The organism is Streptomyces sp. NPDC058052, from assembly GCF_042885515.1.
Taxonomy (GTDB): domain Bacteria; phylum Actinomycetota; class Actinomycetes; order Streptomycetales; family Streptomycetaceae; genus Streptomyces.
In genome coordinates, this window is the sequence record NZ_JBHVRX010000008.1 from 215269 (window position 1) to 236158 (window position 20890).

Annotated in this window: 22 protein-coding genes and 1 pseudogene; 15 read left to right on the forward strand and 8 right to left on the reverse strand. The window is 70.6% G+C overall.

Going from position 1 to position 20890, the window contains the following annotated elements; genetic code table 11:
* The first annotated feature begins 54 nt into the window (after nt 1–54).
* The gene (locus tag ACFVU3_RS14420) at nt 55–699 is read left to right on the forward strand and encodes a GNAT family N-acetyltransferase (protein WP_390066205.1); all 645 of its coding nucleotides are present in this window, start codon (nt 55–57) and stop codon (nt 697–699) included.
* A complete protein-coding gene (locus ACFVU3_RS14425; RefSeq protein WP_390066206.1) occupies nt 696–1613 on the forward strand; it encodes a PaaX family transcriptional regulator C-terminal domain-containing protein in 918 nt (305 codons plus the stop codon). Before ACFVU3_RS14420 ends, ACFVU3_RS14425 begins: the two co-directional genes overlap by 4 nt.
* Nucleotides 1614–1707: 94 nt before the next feature.
* Here ACFVU3_RS14425 and ACFVU3_RS14430 read toward each other — a convergent pair whose 3' ends face one another.
* A complete protein-coding gene (locus ACFVU3_RS14430; protein WP_390066207.1) occupies nt 1708–2454 on the reverse strand; it encodes a hypothetical protein in 747 nt (248 codons plus the stop codon).
* A gap of 38 nt (nt 2455–2492) precedes the next feature.
* On the opposite strand from ACFVU3_RS14430, the gene ACFVU3_RS14435 reads away from it, so the two are divergent.
* On the forward strand, nt 2493–2873 hold the full coding sequence (locus ACFVU3_RS14435; protein WP_390066208.1) for a hypothetical protein: 381 nt from the start codon (nt 2493–2495) through the stop codon (nt 2871–2873).
* Between the two features lie 39 nt (nt 2874–2912).
* Complete coding sequence (locus ACFVU3_RS14440; protein WP_390066209.1) at nt 2913–3371, forward strand: DUF4279 domain-containing protein; 459 nt, start codon at nt 2913–2915, stop codon at nt 3369–3371.
* A 60-nt stretch (nt 3372–3431) separates the two neighbouring features.
* On the opposite strand, the gene ACFVU3_RS14445 is transcribed toward ACFVU3_RS14440, so the two are convergent.
* On the reverse strand, nt 3432–4370 hold the full coding sequence (locus tag ACFVU3_RS14445) for an SMI1/KNR4 family protein (protein WP_390066210.1): 939 nt from the start codon (nt 4368–4370) through the stop codon (nt 3432–3434).
* A 495-nt stretch (nt 4371–4865) separates the two neighbouring features.
* Here ACFVU3_RS14445 and ACFVU3_RS14450 point away from each other — a divergent pair, with 495 nt between their 5' ends.
* Nucleotides 4866–5069 (forward strand): hypothetical protein, encoded by a 204-nt coding sequence (locus ACFVU3_RS14450; RefSeq protein WP_390066211.1) that lies wholly within the window; start codon nt 4866–4868, stop codon nt 5067–5069.
* A 199-nt stretch (nt 5070–5268) separates the two neighbouring features.
* Here ACFVU3_RS14450 and ACFVU3_RS14455 read toward each other — a convergent pair whose 3' ends face one another.
* A complete protein-coding gene (locus tag ACFVU3_RS14455) occupies nt 5269–5826 on the reverse strand; it encodes a hypothetical protein (protein WP_390066212.1) in 558 nt (185 codons plus the stop codon).
* Between the two features lie 119 nt (nt 5827–5945).
* On the opposite strand from ACFVU3_RS14455, the pseudogene ACFVU3_RS14460 reads away from it, so the two are divergent.
* From ACFVU3_RS14460 to ACFVU3_RS14480, 5 genes and pseudogenes are all read left to right on the forward strand, one after another.
* A pseudogene (locus ACFVU3_RS14460) lies at nt 5946–6113 on the forward strand (transposase); the annotation flags it as partial.
* On the forward strand, nt 6083–6481 hold the full coding sequence (locus ACFVU3_RS14465) for a transposase (protein ID WP_390066277.1): 399 nt from the start codon (nt 6083–6085) through the stop codon (nt 6479–6481). The pseudogene ACFVU3_RS14460 and the gene ACFVU3_RS14465, both read left to right, overlap by 31 nt.
* Nucleotides 6482–6514: 33 nt before the next feature.
* On the forward strand, nt 6515–6910 hold the full coding sequence (locus ACFVU3_RS14470; protein ID WP_390066213.1) for a hypothetical protein: 396 nt from the start codon (nt 6515–6517) through the stop codon (nt 6908–6910).
* Nucleotides 6911–7399: 489 nt separating this feature from the next.
* Entirely contained in the window at nt 7400–8197 is a 798-nt protein-coding gene (locus ACFVU3_RS14475; protein ID WP_390066214.1) for a hypothetical protein, read from the forward strand.
* Between the two features lie 202 nt (nt 8198–8399).
* Entirely contained in the window at nt 8400–9332 is a 933-nt protein-coding gene (locus tag ACFVU3_RS14480) for a hypothetical protein (protein WP_390066215.1), read from the forward strand.
* 221 nt (nt 9333–9553) lie between these two features.
* Here the strand turns inward: ACFVU3_RS14480 and ACFVU3_RS14485 are convergent, their stop codons facing one another.
* Entirely contained in the window at nt 9554–9748 is a 195-nt protein-coding gene (locus ACFVU3_RS14485; RefSeq protein WP_390066216.1) for a hypothetical protein, read from the reverse strand.
* 723 nt (nt 9749–10471) lie between these two features.
* Between ACFVU3_RS14485 and ACFVU3_RS14490 the strand changes: the two genes are divergently transcribed.
* Nucleotides 10472–11368: an arginase family protein gene (locus tag ACFVU3_RS14490; RefSeq protein ID WP_390066217.1), complete on the forward strand. Its 897-nt coding sequence runs from the start codon at nt 10472–10474 to the stop codon at nt 11366–11368.
* 82 nt (nt 11369–11450) lie between these two features.
* Here the strand turns inward: ACFVU3_RS14490 and ACFVU3_RS14495 are convergent, their stop codons facing one another.
* Entirely contained in the window at nt 11451–12542 is a 1092-nt protein-coding gene (locus ACFVU3_RS14495) for a serine hydrolase domain-containing protein (RefSeq protein ID WP_390066218.1), read from the reverse strand.
* 450 nt (nt 12543–12992) lie between these two features.
* On the opposite strand from ACFVU3_RS14495, the gene ACFVU3_RS14500 reads away from it, so the two are divergent.
* Nucleotides 12993–13283, forward strand: a complete 291-nt coding sequence (locus tag ACFVU3_RS14500) for a hypothetical protein (RefSeq protein ID WP_390066219.1) — start codon at nt 12993–12995, stop codon at nt 13281–13283.
* A gap of 1 nt (nt 13284) precedes the next feature.
* Entirely contained in the window at nt 13285–14802 is a 1518-nt protein-coding gene (locus tag ACFVU3_RS14505; RefSeq protein WP_390066220.1) for a S1 RNA-binding domain-containing protein, read from the forward strand.
* Nucleotides 14803–14954: 152 nt separating this feature from the next.
* On the opposite strand, the gene ACFVU3_RS14510 is transcribed toward ACFVU3_RS14505, so the two are convergent.
* Complete coding sequence (locus ACFVU3_RS14510) at nt 14955–15686, reverse strand: SOS response-associated peptidase (protein ID WP_390066221.1); 732 nt, start codon at nt 15684–15686, stop codon at nt 14955–14957.
* A 158-nt stretch (nt 15687–15844) separates the two neighbouring features.
* Here ACFVU3_RS14510 and ACFVU3_RS14515 point away from each other — a divergent pair, with 158 nt between their 5' ends.
* Complete coding sequence (locus tag ACFVU3_RS14515) at nt 15845–16456, forward strand: hypothetical protein (RefSeq protein WP_390066222.1); 612 nt, start codon at nt 15845–15847, stop codon at nt 16454–16456.
* A 180-nt stretch (nt 16457–16636) separates the two neighbouring features.
* Here ACFVU3_RS14515 and ACFVU3_RS14520 read toward each other — a convergent pair whose 3' ends face one another.
* Complete coding sequence (locus ACFVU3_RS14520) at nt 16637–16942, reverse strand: hypothetical protein (RefSeq protein WP_390066223.1); 306 nt, start codon at nt 16940–16942, stop codon at nt 16637–16639.
* Between the two features lie 56 nt (nt 16943–16998).
* Nucleotides 16999–17559, reverse strand: a complete 561-nt coding sequence (locus ACFVU3_RS14525) for a GNAT family N-acetyltransferase (protein ID WP_390066224.1) — start codon at nt 17557–17559, stop codon at nt 16999–17001.
* A gap of 748 nt (nt 17560–18307) precedes the next feature.
* Between ACFVU3_RS14525 and ACFVU3_RS14530 the strand changes: the two genes are divergently transcribed.
* Complete coding sequence (locus ACFVU3_RS14530) at nt 18308–20782, forward strand: FG-GAP repeat domain-containing protein (RefSeq protein WP_390066225.1); 2475 nt, start codon at nt 18308–18310, stop codon at nt 20780–20782.
* Nucleotides 20783–20890: the final 108 nt, after the last annotated feature.

The following is a 20890-nucleotide window of genomic DNA, read 5'->3' on the forward strand; positions in this document are numbered from 1 at the left end:
GTATCCGCTTCGTGCGTAGAATGCGAGGGTGAAGATGAAGGCCGAGGAGGAACCATGGACTCGACAACCGCCATCAGGCGCGGAGTGCCCCGCGGCAGCGAGGAACGGGTGGCCGACCTGTACTGGGACGCCTTCGGCCGCAAGCTCGGAGCCGCCTTGGGCCCGGCCGGGCGCGGCCGCGCCTTCATCGCCCGCCACCTCCACCACGACCGCGCGGTCGTCGCAGTCGCCTCCCCCGGTGAGCACGTCGTGGGCGTGGCCGGCTATCAGCTCGGCGGGCGCGGCCTGACGGGCGGCGGCGTGCGCGACGTGCTCTCCGGCTACGGACTGTTCCGCGGCCTGCCGCGCCTCGCCGTGCTGGCGCTCCTCGAACGCACGCCGGCACCTGGGGAGCTCGTCATGGACGGCATCGCCGTCGACCCCGCCCACCGCGGCACGGGCATCGGGAGCCTGCTGCTCAGGGAGATCGCGACCGTCGCCGCCGAACACGGCTGCTCGCGGATCCGCCTGGACGTCATCGACGTCAACCCGCGCGCCCGCGCCCTGTACGAGCGCCACGGCTTCGCCGCCGTACGCACCGAGCGGACCCCCTACCTCCAGGACCTGATGGGCTTCGGCGCCGTGACCACGATGCATCGCGCCATCCCGGCCCGTCCGGGAGGCAGCACACCCGGCGACACCCTGGAGCAGCAGCGATGACCAGCAGGCCCGCGACGGCCCGCGCGGCAGAGCCCGCCGCCCCCGAGATCGGTACCCGGACCCTGGTGCTCGCCCTGGTCCGCGAGGACGGCACCATCGACGCCGGAGAGCTGTACGCCGTCGCCGAATCACTCGGCATGACCGACCAACAGGTCCGGCTCTGCCTCAAGCGACTCGTCACCGACGGCCGGCTCACCCAGGACGGGCGAGGGCGCAAGGCGGTCCTGCGCGCCACCGCCGACGCGACCGGCGCCGTCGCACCGGACGTGGAGTACGTCCGCCACGCCTACCGGCAGGACCAGGGGCTCGCCCCCTGGGACGGGACGTGGCACCTCTTCGCCTTCGCCATCCCCGAGACCTCGCGGCAGGCCCGCGACACCCTGCGCGACACCCTCGTCCACCTCGGGGCGGCCCCGCTCCAAGGCGGCCTCTACGTCAGCGCGAACGCCATCGGCGAGATCGTCGAAGCCCATGCCCGCCACCTCGGCGTCCTCCCGTCCCTCACCCGCCTCACCAGCCGCGACCTGCGGGTCGGGGACGAGACCACCCCCGACCGACTGGCCGCCCAGCTCTGGCCGCTCCAGCAGATCGCCGACCGGCACGAGGCACTCGCCGCACTCGCCGCGACCCGCCTGACCCGGCTGTCCGGCACGGACCGGCCCACGAGCACCGAGCGCCTGACGTACGCGATCGAACTGGCGGCGTCCTTCACCGCCGCGATGGAACCCGATCCCCTGCTGCCCCCCGAGCTGCTCCCCCAGCCCTGGCCCGGCACCCGCGCCCGCGCCCTGGCCGCCCAGTGCTGGGAAGCCCTCACCACCGGGACCGACCAGGACCCCACCCGCCCACGCCTCTTCCGCCTCTACGACGACGCCCTTCTCACCCCGACGCGATCGGGCGCCTCTCGACGGTGATGTCGGGGGCTCCTTCTCCACTGGCGGCCGTGGACACAGATGATCTAGCCGATTGGTCACACACCCTTTGACCAGTGGGCCGTTCGACCTTGAGTCAGAAGGGAGGCTCGAAGTCGCCGCGGCCATCGCTGTGTGGCCCGCGGTCCCAGGGCTCCTCCTGGAAAGGTTCGATGTCGCTGACGTCGTGGCCCCATCTGCCGAGGACCTTCCAGGCAACGCGCCGGGCAGGGGCGTCGCCGCTGGTGTCCAGGATGCGGCGCGCGTACACGCCGAGGTGACCGCGGTGCCGGGAGAGCGCGGGGTGTTCGGCGAGGACGAGCGCCGCGAGGGCGGCGGCTTCGCGCACGTCCTCGTGGCTGTCCCGCAGGAAAGGCACGACGGCTCGAAAGAGCATCGGGCGCAGGTCCCGGAAGGCTGCCAGCATGGTGTCGTGGGTGAGGAAGCCGGGGAAGCAGTGCTCGGTGCGGTCGACAACCTCGTCGGAGGCGTCGTAGGCCGTGAAAGCCAACCAGTTCAGCAAGGTCGCGCGGATGGGCACGTTGCGGTAGGGCCGGAGGGTCATGGCCGCCGGGTGGGAGAGGATGCCGGCGACATACATGGCGACGGGTGCGGTGGCTTCGTAGATGCTGTTCTGGTGGCCGACCAGCTCGCTCAGTTCCGACAGAGCGGTGACCTGCACCCTGGGATCAGGCTCCAGCAACCGCGCCAGGACTCCGGGAAGGCATTCGCCGTTCCCGAAAGCCGTCTGGAGCGAACCCCAGTCAGTCTCCGCCAGGACTACCTGGTAGGGCGGCACGTCAGGCTCACGGGGCGCCCCGGCCTGGGAGCTGCTGTGGTTCACAGGCCAAACCTAGCCCAGGCTTCTGTGGCATCGGCACCGTGCTCGGCGCCGGGTTCCTCGCCGCCGTCGGCGGCAGTCTCGACGAGTTCGACTCCCCGAACCCCCTGGCGGCCTACGCCGGCGTCGCCCCGCGGCCACGCACTCGGGCAAGGTCGTCGGCAACCTGCACCGGCCGCTCGTCCATCACCGAAGACTCCAGCGCGTCTTCTCCGCCTCCGCGCTCGTCAGCGCCCGCGACGACCGAACTCACGGAAGTTCTACGACCGCAAGCGCGCCGAAGCGAAGAAGCACGTCCAGGCCGTGCTCGCCCTCGCCCGCCGACGCGTCGACGTCATCTGGGCCTTGATATCCGCGACTGCCGGTTCTACCGGGGCACGCCTCCGGTCACCGCGGCTGCCAGACTGTCGGGGCATGCATAGTCACGGCGGCCCGCCTCCCGCGCGGCTAGCATCCACTGGATGTCCCTTCACCAGTACGCCTGCTTCGCGCTGTTCAGCCGGCACATCTCGGCAGACGACATGGCCTCGCAGCTGGGGATCACTGCCGACGAGGTATCCGTTCGCGGCAGCCGGATCACCGAACCGGCAATGGTCCCGGTCGACCACGCGTGGATGGTCGTATGCCGGGACCCTGGCCTGCGTGTCGACGAGCAGATCACCCGCGTTCTCGACAGACTCCAGCCGCACACGGACCGCATCTCCGATCTCAGCAGGCGTCTGGCCAGCACTGGCGGCGGAGCGGCGCTTCACGTCGTGCGCTACTTCAACGACCCCGGCCAAACCCGGTCGGGCGCCGCGGACGCCCCCAACCTCTTCGGTTGGCACCTGGACCGCAGGGTCCTGGACTTCCTCAGTGCCACTGGCGCGGAGCTCGGCGTCGACGAGTACGACATGACTGATGACGAGGACGCCTGGTAAGCACGTGCCCTCGTACTCACCAGGGCCGATGAGCCGTACTCCGCTGGCTTGACCACAGCATTAGGAGGCCAGGGGACGCCACCGGGCCTCCAGTGCGGCATCGAGCATGCTCCCCCACACCAGCACGCCGTCCACCAGCCCCGGCCTGTCCCGCACAGCCAGGCCGGGGGCCTCCAGCATGTCGGCGACGTCCTCCAGGTATGTCGTCAGCGTGTCGAGCTCGTCACCCTGCCCGTCGTTGTAGCGCGACCAGCGACCCAGGTAGCCGCTCTCCGTGTCCAGGTAGAGGCCCGAAGTCCGGTCATCCACACCATGGGACACCACCGGAATCCAGCCCGCTCTCCACACCGTGACCCTGTCGTACTCGGGCCGCCGCGCGTTCAGGGAATCCTGGTGCGCCTGCGCTTCACGCTGCTGTTCGTAGAAGGCGGCCACCGCGACGAGGGGCATCAGGGCCTCGTTCCCTGGAAGGCACCCAGCCCCGGCGACTCCGCCGTCGCCGTCCGTCAGCGACCACAGGGTGCGCAGACAAGCGGGCACCTGAAGCCCCAGCCGTCGTTCCAGAGCGGCGGTCTCGGCTGCGCTCGCGCCAGGCCGGAGCGCCGAGTACGAGCCGGGAGCGCGGTCGCGCAACCAACTGGTCACCCGCTCCCACGCCTCCGCGACCAGGCGTTCGCCGGCTTCTCCACCGGCGCCAGCGGCGGCGAACGGTCCGCCAGCCGGGTTCTCGGGCCCTTTCGCGTCCCCGGAGGCGGCGGCCGCGTTCACGTACCGGATCTCGATACGGTCCGGCTCCCGCAGGTAGCCGACAACCAGGTGGGGGCAATCCTCGAACAAGTCACCGTCCACCGCGACCGTGAAGACACCGGGCAACGCCGACGGCATGCCCATGCCCGGATCATCGCCCAACTGACGGGCCAGCACCTTCAGCGCATAGGGAGCACCCGTACCGAGCCTGGCGGCGGACTCGCGCACGTCTTGGGGGAGGTCGACATCCACGACTGGAACTCTCCTTGCGGTCGGCGGGCGGGGTGCCTGCCCCACTATGCGGCGCACTTCGGCGTGTGTCCCAGCCCGAGGCCCTGGAGCACGCCCTTGGATCTCCGCGGCCCCGATGTCATGATCGCCGCATGATCTCCCTTCGAAAGGCCCATGCCGCGTAAGCGGCCCGGCGCACTCCGTGCGCAGAACATGACGCTCCGCCAGATATACGGGCCAGGCGCCCCCTGGCTCCAAAATGCCCCTTCCACAGCCCGGGAGACTTCGCCTGCACGTCGGCCCGCGCGTCGACGCGTCCACATCGACAAGCTCTCCGGCCGGACCGTTTCCGCGATCCTCCGAGCAGAGGCGAGTCGTCCTGCGGACGAAGGCATCCACCCCGGCGACACCGGAACAGCCCTGCGCTGCTACCGGGCGTTTCTGGCCCGCCCAGGACGCTATCTGTACCTGGAGAAGACCCCGTGCGGCTGCACCGACTGCGATCTGGGAGTGGACGTGGCCACGGCTCGGGACCTTCTCGCGCTCATCCTGTCCAGACTGCCCCACCACGCACGCCGCGAACTGGCGGCCCTGGTCGACGGGCTGGACGAGGAACTCAGCCGCAGGACCCTGCCCGACCCGTTCGCCCACCGCCAATTCTGGTACCGGGGAGGGGCCTGGTGGCACAGGAGGGCCTACGACGAGAGCGGCCACCTCTAGCGTCCTCGCGTCCCCCCGCTGACCGAATGAAGTGGGCGAGCATCGCGTCTGGTCGGGACGCGATGCGCCCGGTGATCGGCGTGATGGACGACGTCGCCTTCTCGGAGGTCCCTGAGGCTGCCGGCGGTCAGGGCGCGGTGCGTCCTCCCCCAGCCCTCCGGAGTGCGGCGGCCGGCTTCGCCGGCGATCTCACCGAGCGTCAAGGAGACGCGGACACCGGCTTGAGGACCACCGCCTCGAACCGCAGCCACCCGCGGTCCAGACGCCACCCCAGCTCGCCCGCCAGCTCGTCGAGGCCCTCAAGCCCCACTCCGCGGTAGGCACTGACGGGAAGTGAGATCGTCTCGTCGGGGTCCTGGGCGTTCTGCGCGATGGCCCGCCTCAGAGCGAAGCCCGCACGCTCCCGCCACTGCTCAGGTGTGCCGTTCAGCTCCAGCCGGTACTGGCGCGGGGACAACCACAAGCTGTCACCGTACGGATCCTTCGGCACGCCCTTCGGCGAGCCGCCGAACAGAGGTGACCCGCCCCCGCCGCCCAGAAGCGCTGCGACCAGTGCCATGCCGAAACCCAGGGGAAGGTAGATCCACTGCAGAAAGAACTGGCATCGAAGTCCCCAGGCCGAGCGCGGCGGCAGCGGTCCGAAGTCGATCGTGCCCGACGTCGTCGCGCGTGAGTCCCCACCCATGAAAGCCCCCGCTTCCCACCCCGACGTACCGCTGACTGCGTGCATCATGCCGGGGCCCGCGAGGTCTGTCACGGCGCTCCGTTCGGTGTCGCCGCTCCCGCGAGCCGGCCCACTCGTCTTTGCGTCGCCCACTTCGTGGGCGCGCTGTCCCTGTCCGCCCCGTCGGCTGCGTGGTGATGATCGAGCGCTTGATGCCGGACGAGCTGTGGGAATTGTTCCAGCGGGTGGTCCCGCCCGCTCCGGCCCGACCGCAGGGCGGAGGCCGACGGAGGTACGGGGACCGCGAAGTGCTGGCCGCGATCGTCTTCGTGGCCACGACAGGCTGCACCTGGCGGCAGCTGCCGCCGGTCTTCGGGCCGTCGGGACCTCCGGCGCGAACCTCCACGACAGCCAGGCGCTTGAGCCACTGGTGCGCGGCATTCCTCCGATCCGCTGGCGTCGCGGCCCACGGCGCCGGCGGCCCGCCAAGCTCCACGCGGACAAGGGATACGACTGCGACCACCTGCACCGTTGGCTCCACTCTCGCGGCATCCGCCACCGCATCGCCCGCAGAGGCATCGACTCCTCCACACGGATGGGCCGGCATCGCTGGACGATCCAGCGCACGACGTCCTGGCTGAGCGGCTGCCGCCGCCCGCACCGCCGATGCGAGCGCAAGGCCGAGCACTTCCTGGCCCGCACCGCCATCGCCTGCACCCTCAACCGCTACCGCAGGCCGGCGGCCTGACGGACTGCGCCCGCAGGTGGGACGATCCACAGCGTGATCGGATGGATGCACCACACCCCGCGCCGGGCAGTCATATCGGTCTGCGGCATCGCAGCCGTCCTGCTCTTCGTCGGCACTTCCGCGCACGTCACCGACCTCCTCAGCCACGGTCTGCACCCCTACGACTGGGCACCGGGCTGGCTCAACCTCTACTGGTCGTCCCTGGCGCTGTTCGACACACTCGCCGCCGTGTTCCTGATCAGGGGCAGACGCCGAGGAGCCGACCTCGCCTGCGCCATCATGGCGACCGACCTCGCCGCCAACTGGTACGCGGTCTACGGCATCCAGCACAGCAACCTCGCCGCTCAGCCCGGCCTTCAACGGCTGACCGTCTTCGCCGCACTCGTCCTGGGAACGGCACCGTTCATCCGACGACACCTCGCCGATTGAGACGACGTCTAAGGACGAGTCCCGCTTACTAACGCACCTTGACCAGAACGACCACGGAGGCCAATGACCCCTTGACGCAGCGGAGTTGGTACATCAGATGATGGAGCGCTGGCTGTAGACCCGCGATCTCTGGGCCTACGGGTAACGTGACGGGAACCGCTGGGAGGCCGCGTGACCCATGAGGGGCAAGACCCGTACGCGCGCGAGTACGGGCACGGTGGCGGTAGCGGTGGCGGTGGCGGGCAGTGGTACCCGCAGGGGTACGGGCAGCCTGGCCATGGGCGGCCCTCCTGGGCGAACCACGGGTCGCCGTGGGGGGCTCCGGCGCCGGGCGGCGCGGGCATTCCGCCGCGGCAGCCCCCGTCCGCCCATCCGCCGCTCGGGGGACAACCCCCCTCGGACTGGGACCGGTTCCGCGAGGGCGACTGGCCCAGGATCCGGGATCTTCTGCGACTGGGACCCCTGGGCGGATGCGTGGGGGTGATCCTCATGCCCTTCGTCCTGGCCCTGTTCCTGGTGCCGGCCCTGCTCTATCCGATGGCCCGCACGGCCTGCCGGCAGGCCCACCGCCTGTTCCCGGTCCACGACTACCCCCGATCGACTGACCCCCTCGTGAGGACCGTGCAGAACGTCCGGGCCTGGACCGCGACGGCCGCGACGTGCCTGATCCTCATGACCTATGGGGCGGACCAGAGCCTTGAGGAGATCCAGCTCCACTACCTGATCCGGGTCGCGGCGACCCCGTGGCTGCTGCTCCTCACGGCGCCCCTGGTCATCCTGGTCGTCTTCCGGCTGCTGCCCCCTTCCGCCCGCCCCGTCCTGCGGTCCGGTCTCGCGTCCTCAAGGCGTGCGGCGTTCTGGTACTTCGCGGCGTTCACCGCCGTGGCCTTGCTCGTGCCTCTGATGGTGTTCCTGGGGATGGGGGGATCGAGGCCGCCCGGCTCGCCTCCCCCTCTGAGCTTCTTCGTCCTGCTGGGGCCGATGCTCTGGGCTCTGACCTTCGTGTTCTTCGCCTCCCTCACCCTGGTGCCCTCGGTCTTCGGGATCTCCCGGATGCACCCCGGCCTCCCCGCCCTGGTCACCGGCGTCCTGGTATGGGAGCTCGCCGCCGTCAACCTGGCGGTCGCCGGTCTGCCGCCCGGCCCCCTGCCACTCCAGATCGGCACCGTCCTGGGCGGCCCCGTCTCGGTCACGGCGGTGGCCTGGTGGGAGCTCAGGCGCCTGCGGACGCTGTCCGGCGTGACCTTCCGCGCGACGCCGGCCGACCAGCAGTCGCGCCCCGCCTGAGCGGTCCGCCGGCAGCGGTCCCGAGATCCTGGAACCGCTGCGGAGAACTGTCCACAACTGTCCAGCGAGCACCAGCCTTCAGCGAGGCTTTCCTCATGGACGAGATCTTCAAGAACGTCGTCGCCGGGCTCATCGTCGCGCTCCTGGTCTGGGTCTTCAGTCGGCTCTGGACCCGGTGGCGCGGCAAGGGCGGAGGCGCCGGATGAGCCGGAAAGGCGAGTCGAGGGGAGCGGAACTTCCTCCGGGCTGGAGGCGCACCCTTCAGCAGGAGCTGATCGGCCTGCAGAGAAGAGCCGGCCGCGTCAGCCAGGCCGAGATCGCCCGCTCCATCGGCAAGAGCAAGAGCACCGTCTCGAACGTCTTCTCCGGACCCCTGGTCCAGCAGCGGGACACCGTCATCGACATCGCCCTGATGCTGGCCGACCGGCTTCCCGCAGCATCCGGGATCGAACGAGAGGCGCTGCTCGACGATCACTCCACCAGGTTTCGGGATCTGTGGGACCGGGCGAAGAGCGAAGAAGACGCTGTACGTCGCGGCACGGCCCTTCCCCGCCGGCCCGACGCCCATGCCGTACACGCCGTACACGCTCCACAAGCTGTCCGGAGACGCTCCCGGCTGCCGGAAGCGGTCAAACAGCTCCTCTTCTCGCTCACTCTCGGATGCGCCGTCTGCACATGGACCGGGGCAACCCTGGGGATCCACCGCATCGTGGGTCTGTCCGTGGTCATGGGCGCTGCCCGGCGACTGGGAGGCCGTCACGGATCCCTGGCTGCGGCGGCTCACTCGGCCAACCCGTGGGAACTGATCGTTCTGTGTCCGTCCTGCAACCGGCGCGCCTCCACCGGTGACCTCGGCATCCAGGAGCTGAGAGAGCGCAGGCTCACCATGGACCGCCACCCCGATGCCCCGAAGCTGTACGGACGGTACCTGGACCAGATTCTCCTGAGCGAGGACAGGGACATCCTCGACCTGAACGCCGTCGGAAGCGCGATGGCCATCGCCCAGCGGGAGGCCCCTGACGGGGAACGGCACGTGCTCCGTCAGGGCCCCGCGGCCTACTCCCTGGACAGGCAGCGAGGCGCCACCGGCATCGGATCACCGACAGCGAGCACAGCGGACGAACCCGGCTGGTGATCCGCACCGCCCGTCAGTGATCCGCGCGGGCTCCCCGGCGGCGTGGGAGCCCGTTCGCCATGTTCGGCGTACGGCTGCGCCGCTCGGCCCGGCCGGTGCCCTGGGTCGGTCCGGGTCGGATACGACGGGCCCGTCCGCGTACACGAGAGGCCCGCGCTCCTTCGGCGCGGGCCGGCATCCGCTCCGGTCCGCTACCCACGTACAACGAGGACAGCAGGGCGTCAGTCCGTGTCGATGATGCGCAGCCAGACCTTCGCCGCCCTGGTATCCGGAATGGACCAGTCGAAGTTCTTGCGGACACCGGAGCCGCACGCTTCCACCATGTTGATCCATCCGGGACCTCCGTCGGAGGTGGCGGTCACCGTTGCGCATCGGCCGTCCATGTCCGTGTCCTGGACCCAGCCGTAGACCTTCACCCCCGTACGAGTGCAGGCGATCTTCCAGTGGGCCTTACCGCCGCGGGATGTGGGGGACGCCTCGGACGGGCACGTGGCAGCACTGGCCGGACCGGCGGCACTGAGCGCCAGTCCCGACGCGAGGACAGCGGCCGACAGCACAGAAGCAAAGGACATCCTCAACGTGGGCAACAACTCGCCTCTCTCTTCGTCTGGTCCGACGAGGGGAGGTATGCAGCCGGTTCTGGCAGGTGAAACGCCGCTTCCCAACGGTTCACTCTTCCGGGGTCGCGTTGGCGCCGGCCCTCCACGGAGCCGTCGTACCCGGTCCGGGCGAACACCGTTCAGGAGAGTGGCAGGTGGATCCCCCGCCGGCGTCGCTTCAGCGTCTCCACCGACGCTCCGGTGCTGTCACCCACAGGGTCAGTCCCACGAGGGAGAAGATCACCACTCCGACGAGGGCCATGGGGATGCCCGTGACGAGAACGAACCCCAGGAGAAGGTCTCCCCATGTCGGGTCATCGCCCATCGTGCTCCCCCCCTTTGTGCCACGCAGCTCATGACTCGTTGGAGACCGATGCGGTTCCCCTCCTCGCTGTGGATCGTGTCCGGCCGCGCCACGTGCCACGTCAGTGGGGAGCGAGCTCGGCGCGAGGCAGGCCGGTGCACCGTCGATCACGCCCGGCGCCGCGCCGACTGGTCCGAGGCTGGCCGCGGCGGCGCACGAGCGATCAGGATGGCCCCATGAAGAAGATCGTACTCGTCGACGCTCCGTCCAATCTGGGGCTGCGCCCGCCCGCCCCCGGTGTGGTCCCCGGCTGCTACAAGCTCGCCGGAGCCCTGCGTGAACAGGACTTACTGCGGCGCCTGGACGCGGAGGAGGGCGGGGTCGTGGTGCCTCCCCGTTACGACCGGGGCGGCTGGCGCGAGGGCGACGGAGTGTTCAACGCCGCCGCCCTCGCCACGTACACCCGCAAGCTCGCCGACCGCATCGAACGGCACGTCCGCGCGGGCCGGTTCCCGGTCGTCCTCGGCGGAGACTGCTCCATCCAGCTCGGGGCCTCGCTGGCGCTCCGGCGCATCGGACGGTACGGACTGGCCGCCGTGGACGCCTCGGCGGACTTCCGGCACCTGGGGAACGCCCCGCACGTCGGCGCCGCCGCCGGCGAGGAACTGGCGCTCGCCACCGGCCGCGGACAGCGAGACCTCACCGATCTGGAAGGGCTGCGGCCGTACCTGCGCGACGGCGACGTCCACCTCTTCGGCATCCGCGACGGCGACGAAGACCGGGCGGAGCTCACCGCTCTCGGCCTGTCCGTCAGCACGGTCGGAGAGATCCGGGAGGACGGCGGGAACGAGATCGCCGCGACCACACTCGCCACGCTGAGCACCGGCGGACTCGACGGCTTCTGGGTGCACCTGGACGCCGACGTCCTCGACCCCTCCGTCATGCCGGCCGTCGACAGCCCCGACCCGGACGGCCTGCTGCCCCATGAGCTGCGCCCGCTCCTCGCCGGCCTGCTCGCCTCGGAGCACTGCGTGGGCCTCAACGTCACGATCTACGACCCTGATCTCGACCCGGAAGGCACGGCGGGCGCGCTCCTCGCCGACCTTCTGGTCACGGCCTTCGGCGCACACTGACAGGAGCCGGCGAGCAGGGCAGAGGAGCGTCTGGGGCCGGGCGTGAGGGGGTTCTCGGGTTGGGCCGCTCGACCGTCACGGCTCAGGTGGTGCCGACGATGGCGTCGTGGAGGGCCCAGCCCAGGTCGCCGACCGACCAGCTGACGTTGCCGAGGACGGCCACGTCCACGTCGTGCCGGGGATAGTGGAAGAGGCGCGCGCTGACACCGTCCTCTTCGCCCGTGTGGCCCCACCGGACGACATTCCCCTCGTCGTCCAGGAGGTGGGTGAGGCCGAAGCCGTACATCCACCGGTAGCCGCGGATCTTCTCGTCGTACTGGGCGACCTGCGGGGTGAGGGCCAGGCGCGTCGTCTCCTCGTCCAGCAGCCGGCCGTGGCGCAGGGCGTGGGAGAAGGCCGTCAGGTCGGCGGCCGTACAAGTGGCTCCGCCGTCCGCCGCCGCGCGGGGAGTGGTCGAGTAGTGGTTGGTCCGGTACGGCGTGGCGCTGGACGCGAGGCTGAGGTACCCCTCGGCGACGTCGGGTCCCAGCTCGTCCAGGGCCGGGAAGCCCGCCCCGCTCATGCCGGCCCGGGCGAAGACCTCCTCGGTGACGACCTCCTCGAAGGAGCGGCCGGTCACGGCCTCGATGAGCAGGCCGAGCAGGATGTAGCCGGCGCCGTTGTAGAGGTGCCGCTCGCCGGGCGGGAAGTGGGCCTGCTTGCCGGCGAACAGGGGCACGTAGTCCTTGTTGTCACGCAGCAGGTACAGCGGATGGGACTCGGTCAGGGCCAGCCACTCCGTCTCCCATTCCTCGCTGCCCTCCTCGAACCAGTCCCCGATGCCCGAGGTCATCGCCAGGGCCTGATGTACCGTCACCCGCGGGTCGAGGTGCGGCATGTGCTCCCGCACGTGGTCCACCAGCGCGTCGTCGAGGCGGATCTTCCTGGACTCGACGAGCTGCAGCACGGCCACCGCCGTGAACGTCTTGGACACCGAGGCCACGCGGAAGCGCGTACCAGGGGTGTTGGGCACGGACCAGCGCCGTGACGCCATCCCGAAGGCCCGGGTGAACAACGGCTCCGCGCCGCGCGTCACACGGACCGTGCCGGAGAACTCCTTCGAGCCCGCCCACGTGGCGACCGTCTCCTCCAGGCCCGCCGGATCGAAGCCGTCCACACCATCAGCCCCAGTCATCACAAACTCCCACAGAATCGAACCAGCCTCGGTCGATGATCATCAACGGCTCTCTGTCAGCGGTCAAACGCTTTTCCGGGTGGGGACCTTGGTGAGGCTCCATCCCCTCGGTGCTCGTGTCGTCGCCCTCCGGATCGGCGAGGTCGCGAGGTCTCTCGCCGGCTGTCGGACCACGGTCCGATGCGGGGCGGCCGGAGGTTCGGACCGTGCTCCGACGCGGAAAGCGCCGTCCGGGCGTGATCGTTGAGGGCATGACGGCAACACGGCTGAGCCCACCCGCCGCACAGGGCACGGACACTCCGGCCAAGGCTCCCCTGCTGCCCGTGACATGGGACAGTGACGCGCCCTTTCCGGGTCGGTGGGTGGGCGGGGTCTCCCTGGTGGTGGCGCCGTTGCTGCTGGGCGGCTGGTGATCTGTACGCTGAGCGGGGCTCGTCGTACGCTCTGGGCATGAGTGATCGTGTGGGCGCTGCGCGTCTCGGCCTGGACGATCGGGACATCACTGCCCAGTGCGAGATCCCGATCGGCCTTGACGTCCGGGACGAACGGATCTGCCTGGACCATGGGGCGACCGGAACCGGCCGTGAGCGGCCCGGCCTGGACCGGTCGCGCGCGGCCGGGCGTGCCGGCGAGGGCATCTCCATGGCACGGGCCAAGGACGCGCTCAAGGGGAAGCGGCCCCGGCTCACCGCCCGCCGGCAGACCCACCTGGTCCAGCGGCACCGGTCCGGCGGGGAGTGACGTGCTGCCCTACGTCTACCGGGTCACCAAGTACGACCCCGCCGACCGCGACCGGCACGGATACTACGACGGACCCGAGCCCTCCACCAGCGACCACGGACCGGTCGAAGCCGCCTACCTGCGAGCCGTCGCCGCCTTCGCCGAGGACACCGGCATCGAGCAGCTGGCCATCCGCGAGCCGCAGCTCGGTGGATTCGTCCATTTCGGCTTGGAGCCACCGGTCGACGGCTACGGCCTGGCCGGCCTCTTCCCCGCCGGCCCCGCCGGGTTCCACGACGGCGCACTGGTGTCGATCCCCGTCGCCACGGAACTGGTCCGGGCCATGCTCCGCGACAACGGCGCCTGGTGCCGGCTGGAGGCGGAGGGAGCGTTCACGGTGCACGTCGGCTGGGACCAGTACCTCTACATCGGCAGCAACCTGCCCTGCGAAGCCGCACTGGCCCGCAGCCGCGCGCTCGGCCTGTTCCCGGAACGCCTGGACGCATCACCGTACGACTTCGCCCCCGACGACCCCACGTATGTACAGCGCCCGGCCGACGCCGACTTCTGGGCCCGTCTGCACTGGACCGTCAGCACCCACCGCGCCGTGTTCCTGGAGGAGATCTCCGCCTCCAACGCCTCCCGGTGGCACCGCCTGACCCGCGACACCATCGAGACCGTGCGCTCCCAGCTGGCCCCACGCGCCCAGTTGGCTGTCTGGCCGGATCTGCTCACCGACGTCGACAAGGCCGTGGCCGCTCTGCCCGACGAGGGCCTGGTGGAGGTGATCAGGGAGGGCGAGGACGGGCAGATCACGAGCATGATCGTGGACGAGACCCAGTTCGAGGCAGTGACCGCCCAGCTCGCCGGCGCGCGTGCCGCCGGCGTCGTATCCATGTATGCCGGTGAAGATCTCCCGTCGTTCACCGCTGTGCTGCCCGACCGTGACGGTGTCCTGCGCGCTCGCTGGCAGACCGAGCCGACGCCCGGCGACCGGGACTGGGCGTTCCTGAAGACCCTGCGGCGCGGCCAGGTCGTCACCGGCACGGTGACGCGCATCGCCGACTTCGGCGTCACCTTCGTGGACATCGGCGGCTTCACCGCGATGATCGACATCCCCGAGCTGTCCTGGCGCCCGTTCGGCCACCCGTCCGACGTGGTCAGCGTCGGCCAGGAGGTCACAGCCGAAGTCCTCGACATCGACATGGTCCGGGAACGGGTGCCGCTGTCGCTGCGAGCCGTGCAGGAAGACCCGTGGCCGCAGGTGGCGCGGCGGATCGGGCAGGTGGTCACCGGACCGGTCACCAGGATCCTGCCGCAGGGCGTCCTCGTCCGGGTCGAAGACCGGGACGACGGCTTCGAGGGGCTCGTGCACACCAGCGAGCTGGACGCGTCACCCGGTGAGAACGTCGTCGAGGTCGGCGACGCCCTCACCGTGAAGATCATCGGGGTCGACGTCGCACGCCGCCGTGTCTCCTTGTCACAGACCCAGGCCCGCGCGACGCGTCCTGAGGGCGGCAGTGAGAGTGGATCGGCATGAGGGGCAAGGAGGCCGAGCCCGACCTGGGCGTTTCCGCGCTCTTGGCGGTCGCGGCGTTCACCCCGCTACGGCATCCGGCCGGAAGGCCATAGCGCGGGGTACAGGACCCTCCCAGGACCAGGTCTCTCCCGTGGACCTGCCACGGGCGCGCGTCATGCTTCGTCGACGAGGTGCGGCCCGTTGTTGCGGACGCTGTTCACGGCGGTGGAGACGGGACGGGCGTCGAGCCGGCCGTCAGCCGGCTGGGTGAGGAGGGCGCGCAGGTCGTCGGTGTCCTGGTGACGGGGATCGAGCCAGGTGTCGTAGTGGTCCGGCGAGAGGGCGAGTGGCATGCGGGGGTGGACCCGGCCGGCGGCGTCGGTGGCTTCCGTGGTGATGATCGTGCAGGTCGTCACCCAGGCTCCTGGATCGTCGTCGTGTGCGACGTCAGGATCGCGCCAGTACTCGTAGAGGCCGGCCAGAGCCATCACCTGCCCGTCGGTCGGATGGATGAAGTAGGGCTGCTTGGAGACCTTGCCCGACGTCCCGTCCCTGACCGGGTCCCACTCGTAGAAGCCGTCGGCGGGAAGCAGGCAGCGGCGGCGGGCGAAAGCACTGCGGAACGCGGGCTTCTCGTGCACCGTCTCCACTCGGGCGTTGATCATCCGCGCCCCGATCTTCACGTCCTTCGCCCAGGAAGGAACCAGGCCCCACCGCAGTGTCCGCAACTGCCTGGACACGTCGTCGCCGGTCCCCCGGTCCGCTCGTTCCAGGACCGCGTACACCTCGTCCGTCGGAGCGACGTTCCAGCTCGGGGCCAGGGCCTCCTCTGGGCACCAGTCCGTGACCTGGAAGAGCTGGGTCAGGTCCTGGGGACTGCGGGTGGATGCATAGCGGCCGCACATGTCTCCACTGTGCCACCCACGCCCGGCTCCGAGCCGCTCGCGCCCCCCGACACGCGAGCAGACCGCTGCCCGCCCGGGCTGCGCCGGGTCACCGCCGAGTTCAGCCCCGGAGACCCCTGTCGGTCGACACCGACATCGACGCGTGGCAGGGTGCCCACATGTCCAACGGCGTCTCCTATCCCGTCTTCCGCACGTCCGACCCGGCAGTGGCCCTCGCCACGGGGCGCCGGCTCCTCGCGCTGGGCGCGCGCGAGTATGCCCAGGTATCGGTGGACGTGGAGCTCCGCACCGTCACGGAGGTGCTGGAACTGCGTCGGTCGCTGCCGGACGCCTGGTTCCGCACGGAGAGTGAAGAGTTCTGGGCGAGGGAGTTCGATGACGCGCAGGCGGGCTTGCGGTGCGACTGGCACGCCGCCGAGCTTTCCGAGGATCCGGATGACCTCGCCGGCCTGCTCCCCCTCTGGGCGTCGATGGTGGACCAGCCGGTCGGCAGCGTCGAGGACGCCTTCACCACCTTGGTGGGGACCAGATACGGTTCGATCCGCTGGGACCAGGTGATCTGGCCGGCGGTGCCAGAGCGCGGGTACGACGGGCGGGTCCAACACGACGGGGTCACCCTGGTCTTCAACTGCGACGCCCCTGGAACCGACCGCCAGATCGGGACCCACACTGTATGCGTCGACGTCCACAGGACCGGGGACTCGCAGGGCCACGCCGCCTGGCTGGCCGAGCAGATCGGCCAGGCGGTCATCGGCCCGCCATATGTCTAGGATCCGTGTGAGAGCGCTGGTCACAGCCCTTCGTCGGCGGCCGGCCCCGCGCGCTCCGCGACCCAGGCGGTTTGCGGACCCGGTCCGCCGGGACCGGTGCACCGCAGAGCCCTACCGGCCGGCCGTCGCTCTCCCCCGCTCTTGATGTGGGCGTGAGGTCCCGACGGCGAGCGCCGGTCCTCACAGATGGAGTTCCGTCTCCCATGCCTCGAACGGCGGCTCGGCCCGATAGTCCGGGTCGCAGCACGCCCGAATCCACTGCGCGACCCGGTACTGCGCGTCCCCGTCATTCAGCACCATGCCGTCCGCGTCGACCTGCAGCACATTGCCGTAGATCGCGAAGACCTGCTCCAGCGAAGAGCCGGAGTGAAAGACGGTCGGGCGGTAGTCGAACCCGTCGAGCAGCTCGACGTCGAGGGTGCCGTTCGCCAAGTAGAAGGCGAACAGCCGGAGCGAAGCCCGCACGTCGACAGAGAGATGTTCCACGCAGGCATCATGCACGACCCTCGCACCGCCTCGGCAAGAACCCTTGACGGCAGTCCCTAGCGCCCGCCCGTCGGGTGCCACTCGCGGCGGAGGAGGCCGAAGACCCAGGAGTCGGAGACGTCGCCGTTGACGACGCAGTCCTCGCGGAGGGTGCCTTCGCGGACGAAGCCGAGCTTCTCCAGGACCCGGGCGGACGCCACGTTGCGGGTGTCGGTCTCCGCCTGGACGCGGTTCAGGTCCAGCGTGTCGAACGCCCACCGCAGGACGGACTGCGCGGTCTCCGTGGCGTAGCCGTGGCCCCACGCGGCGGCGTCGAAGACGTAGCCCAGGGACGCGCTGCGGAAGTCCGGGTTCCAGCTGGTCAGGCCGCACCAGCCGATGAACGCGCCGTCGGAGGCGCGGTCGACGGCGACCCGTGCTCCCGTGCCTTCCTCCTCGATCGTCCGGCAGTGCGCGAGGAAGCGCTGGGCAAGGGCCGGTTCGGTCCACGGCGGGGAGTCCCAGTAACGCAGGACGTGGGCGCTGCTGTGCAGCGCGTACAGCGACTCCGCGTCGGCGCCGGTGAAGGGCCGCAGACGCAGGCGGGCCGTGTGCAGCTCAGGGGTGGGCAAGGTCATGCGGAGCATCCTGCCGCGTCACACTCGCCCCCGACCATCCGTTTTTCGGGGCGGTCGGGGCACGTGCGGGCGACAGCCCTGGTCAGCACGGCGGCGAGGCGCCGCGGACCAGGCGTATCGACAGGCCGACCGCCCGCTCCCGCACGGCCGTCGAGCCGGCACCGTCCCGCAGGCCGCAGAGAACCAGCGACAGCCTGCGGCGGGTGTCGGACCGGAGGAGGGCCGTCCTCGCGGACCGCGGCGTCATGGCACCGGCAGCGAGACGTCAGGGCCGCGTCAGAGCGGTGCGGCACCCTGGCTCAGCCTGCCTCATCGAGAGGGCCGCATCGTGAAGAAGACCTCCGGGCTCCGGGGCCCTCGGCCCGCGGTCGTACCCCCTGTCGCTCCGCACGGGACCGCAAGCGCTCCCGCGGCGTCGGCCGATTCCGGATGCGCCACCCGGGAGAGCTCGCCGCACGCCGGCGGGGGGAGACAGGTCCTTCCCCGTCGGCCTCTACCGCGCCGGCACGCGCGGCGACGCGATGTCCCGTCCTTCCCGAGCAGGCGCGTGACCGGCCGGATGACCACGGCGACCAGCAGGTGCGTCCGATGGAAGATCGGCGCCCCGCACGCAGTCCGGGGCCGGGCAGCTGCCGGCACTGCCCGCACCCGGACCCGGCTCCTCTTCCCCAGCGGTTCAGCTCTGAAAGGGGTGTGATCGGTGATGTCCAGAACATCCAGAACATCACGAACGACGAGGCGAAGCAGGGTGGTGGCTTCCTGCGCCGCCCTCGCGATGACCGTGACGGCGCTCGGCTACGCCGCGTCGGCGGCCGAGCCGGGCAACGCCCCGCCCGAAGGCGTCGGCGTCTCCCCGCTGGCTGAGGCGAGGGCGTCGGGCAAGCCGGTGGAGGTGGTGGCGAACCGCACGGAGTCGTCCGAGACGTATGTGAATCCGTCCGGCACGCTGACGGTCACGCGGCACCTGACGCCTGTGCGGGTGCGGCAGGGTGGCAGGTGGGTTCCCGTGGACACGTCGCTCGTGTCCCGCGAGGGGCGCGTGGTGCCCAAGGCCGCGGCCGCAGGGCTGGAGCTCTCCGACGGCGGGGGCGGGCCGATGGTGCGGCTCAACGACGACCGGCACGTGCTGGAGATGAGCTGGCCCGGTGAGCTGCCGAAACCGACCCTCGCGGGCCCGGTGGCGACGTACGCGGAGGTGCTGCCGGGGGTCGATCTCCAGGTCACGGCGGAGGCGGAGGGCTTCGCGCAGGTGCTCGTGGTCAAGGACGCGAAGGCGGCGAAGAACCCGAGGCTGAAGAGGCTCGCCTTCGGGCTGAAGGCGGACGGGCTGAAGGTCACCGGCGACGGCGAGCAGGGGCTGAAGGCGGTGGACGCCAAGGGGTCTACGGTCTTCTCCGGCCCGGCGCCACGGATGTGGGACAGCGCGAAGGGGCGGAAGAAGGAAGCGGTCATGGAGAGCGAGGTCACCGCCGGCGGCCTCGCCGTGGTCCCCGACCAGAAGCTGCTCACGGACCCGGACACCACCTATCCGGTGTACGTCGACCCCTCGTTCAGCAAGAAGGCGTCGGCCTGGAGCCAGCTTTCGTCCTACTGGCCCACCCGGTCCGGCTGGATGTACGGGCACGAGCTCCAGACCGGTCAGTACCAGATCGGCAGCACGTACCCGCGCCAACGCGCCTTCTTCCAGGTGGATGTACCGTATCTGGCGGGCCGTCAGGTGCTGAACGCCTCTCTGACCCTCAAGGACATGTCCTGGTACACGGGGGCCTGTGCGGCCTCGCCCGTGGAGCTGTGGCACACCGGCCGCGCCACACCCGCGACCACGTGGAACGACCAGCCGGAATGGAAGACCAAGCTCGCCTCGGCCGCCTGTCCGGCCGGAACGCTCACCTTCGACGCCCTGGGCGCGGTACAGGCGGCCGCCGCCGCCGGCACCACCCTCGTGGACCTGGGGCTGCGGGGCTCGGCCGCCGCCGAGACGCCGCCGACCGAGACCATCCGGCGGTTCGAGGTGGACACGGCCAGCCTCACGGTCGAGATCGCGTACAACGGGGAGTGCTTCCTGCGCGACCAGGTGGCGTACGAGGACCCCGACGGCAACGCCTTCCACACCGAGATGAGCTGCGAGGCGCAGGCGTCGGACGTCCGGATCGAGCCGTACGCCTCCGCACAGGTCACCGGCCAGATCCTGGCGGGGCCGCACGGCTTCGTGTGCTGGCGCAGCGGTGACATGAACGGCGCGGGCAACCGCATCTGGTACTACGTCAAGGGCGACACGTCCACCGGCTGGACGAACTGGCAGGGCTGGGGCTACGTACCGGCCGACAGGATCACCGGGGCCGGCTCCGTGCCCTTCCCCGGCCTGCCCGCCTGCAACGTCTACAACGTGACTCCGGGCCTGGCCTCGCCCCAGGACTTCAACTCCGACGGCGTCACCGATGTCGTCGCCCTCCAGAGCGACGGCAACCTCGCCCTCCACGCGGGCAACGGCAACGGCACCCTGGCGGACAAGCGGCTCATCTGGTCGGACGGCCGGGGCAACGGCTACAAGGAGATCTTCGCCGCCGACTTCAACACCGACGGCAGGGGCGATGTCGCCGCCGTCGACGCCGACAACCGCATCTGGTGGTGGACCGGCAACGGCGACGGCGGCGTCACCGGCCCGGCGCTGCCGCTGACCGATGACGTCCATCACGCCCACGGCGTGTTCGCGGAGGGCTCCCCGCCACGCTGCCGGGACTTCGTCTCCACCGACGTCAACGGCGACGGCAGGAGCGACATCCTCGCCGCCTGCGGAATCCAGGAGATCGACCCCGAGACCGAGGTGCTGTCGTGGTGGCGCGGAAACGGCAGGGGCGAGTACGTCCCCGGGGCCTACATGACCCAGCACGCCTTCGAGCGGGGCGTGATCACGCTGGACTCCAACGCCGACGGCCGGATGGACGTGGCGGAGCACGTACCTGACGGCCGGCTTCTGATCCAGCCCGGGTACGCCGACGGCCACTGGGACTACGGCACCGTGCAGACCTGGCCCGCCGCCGGTTTCGGTCCGGTGACCAAGCCCTTCGCCGGCGACTTCAACGGCGACCGGCGCGGCGACCTCGCCGCCGTCGACGCGAGCGGCTCCCTGTGGTGGTGGGCGGGCGACGGCAACGGCGCCTTCGGCGCTCCGTCGAAGATGTCGGCCGCGACGGACTGGGAAAGCGCGAAGGACCTCATGTGACAGCTGTGGGCTCCATTTCCCGTGGCTCGGACTCGTCCCTTCCGAGGAGGCGATGAGGGCGTGAAGCGCGGGGTGAAGGCCGTACGTACGGCTCTCACCCCACGCAGG

Bases quoted from the DNA above. Each gene is read 5' to 3' on its own strand.
- ACFVU3_RS14420 (WP_390066205.1), top strand. From the start codon at position 55: ATGGACTCGACAACCGCCATCAGGCGCGGAGTGCCCCGCGGCAGCGAG.
- ACFVU3_RS14425 (WP_390066206.1), top strand. From the start codon at position 696: ATGACCAGCAGGCCCGCGACGGCCCGCGCGGCAGAGCCCGCCGCCCCC.
- ACFVU3_RS14440 (WP_390066209.1), top strand. From the start codon at position 2,913: ATGTCCCTTCACCAGTACGCCTGCTTCGCGCTGTTCAGCCGGCACATC.
- ACFVU3_RS14475 (WP_390066214.1), top strand. From the start codon at position 7,400: ATGCCCTTCGTCCTGGCCCTGTTCCTGGTGCCGGCCCTGCTCTATCCG.
- ACFVU3_RS14480 (WP_390066215.1), top strand. From the start codon at position 8,400: ATGAGCCGGAAAGGCGAGTCGAGGGGAGCGGAACTTCCTCCGGGCTGG.
- ACFVU3_RS14490 (WP_390066217.1), top strand. From the start codon at position 10,472: ATGAAGAAGATCGTACTCGTCGACGCTCCGTCCAATCTGGGGCTGCGC.
- ACFVU3_RS14495 (WP_390066218.1), bottom strand. From the start codon at position 12,542: ATGACTGGGGCTGATGGTGTGGACGGCTTCGATCCGGCGGGCCTGGAG.
- ACFVU3_RS14500 (WP_390066219.1), top strand. From the start codon at position 12,993: ATGAGTGATCGTGTGGGCGCTGCGCGTCTCGGCCTGGACGATCGGGAC.
- ACFVU3_RS14510 (WP_390066221.1), bottom strand. From the start codon at position 15,686: ATGTGCGGCCGCTATGCATCCACCCGCAGTCCCCAGGACCTGACCCAG.
- ACFVU3_RS14515 (WP_390066222.1), top strand. From the start codon at position 15,845: ATGTCCAACGGCGTCTCCTATCCCGTCTTCCGCACGTCCGACCCGGCA.
- ACFVU3_RS14525 (WP_390066224.1), bottom strand. From the start codon at position 17,559: ATGACCTTGCCCACCCCTGAGCTGCACACGGCCCGCCTGCGTCTGCGG.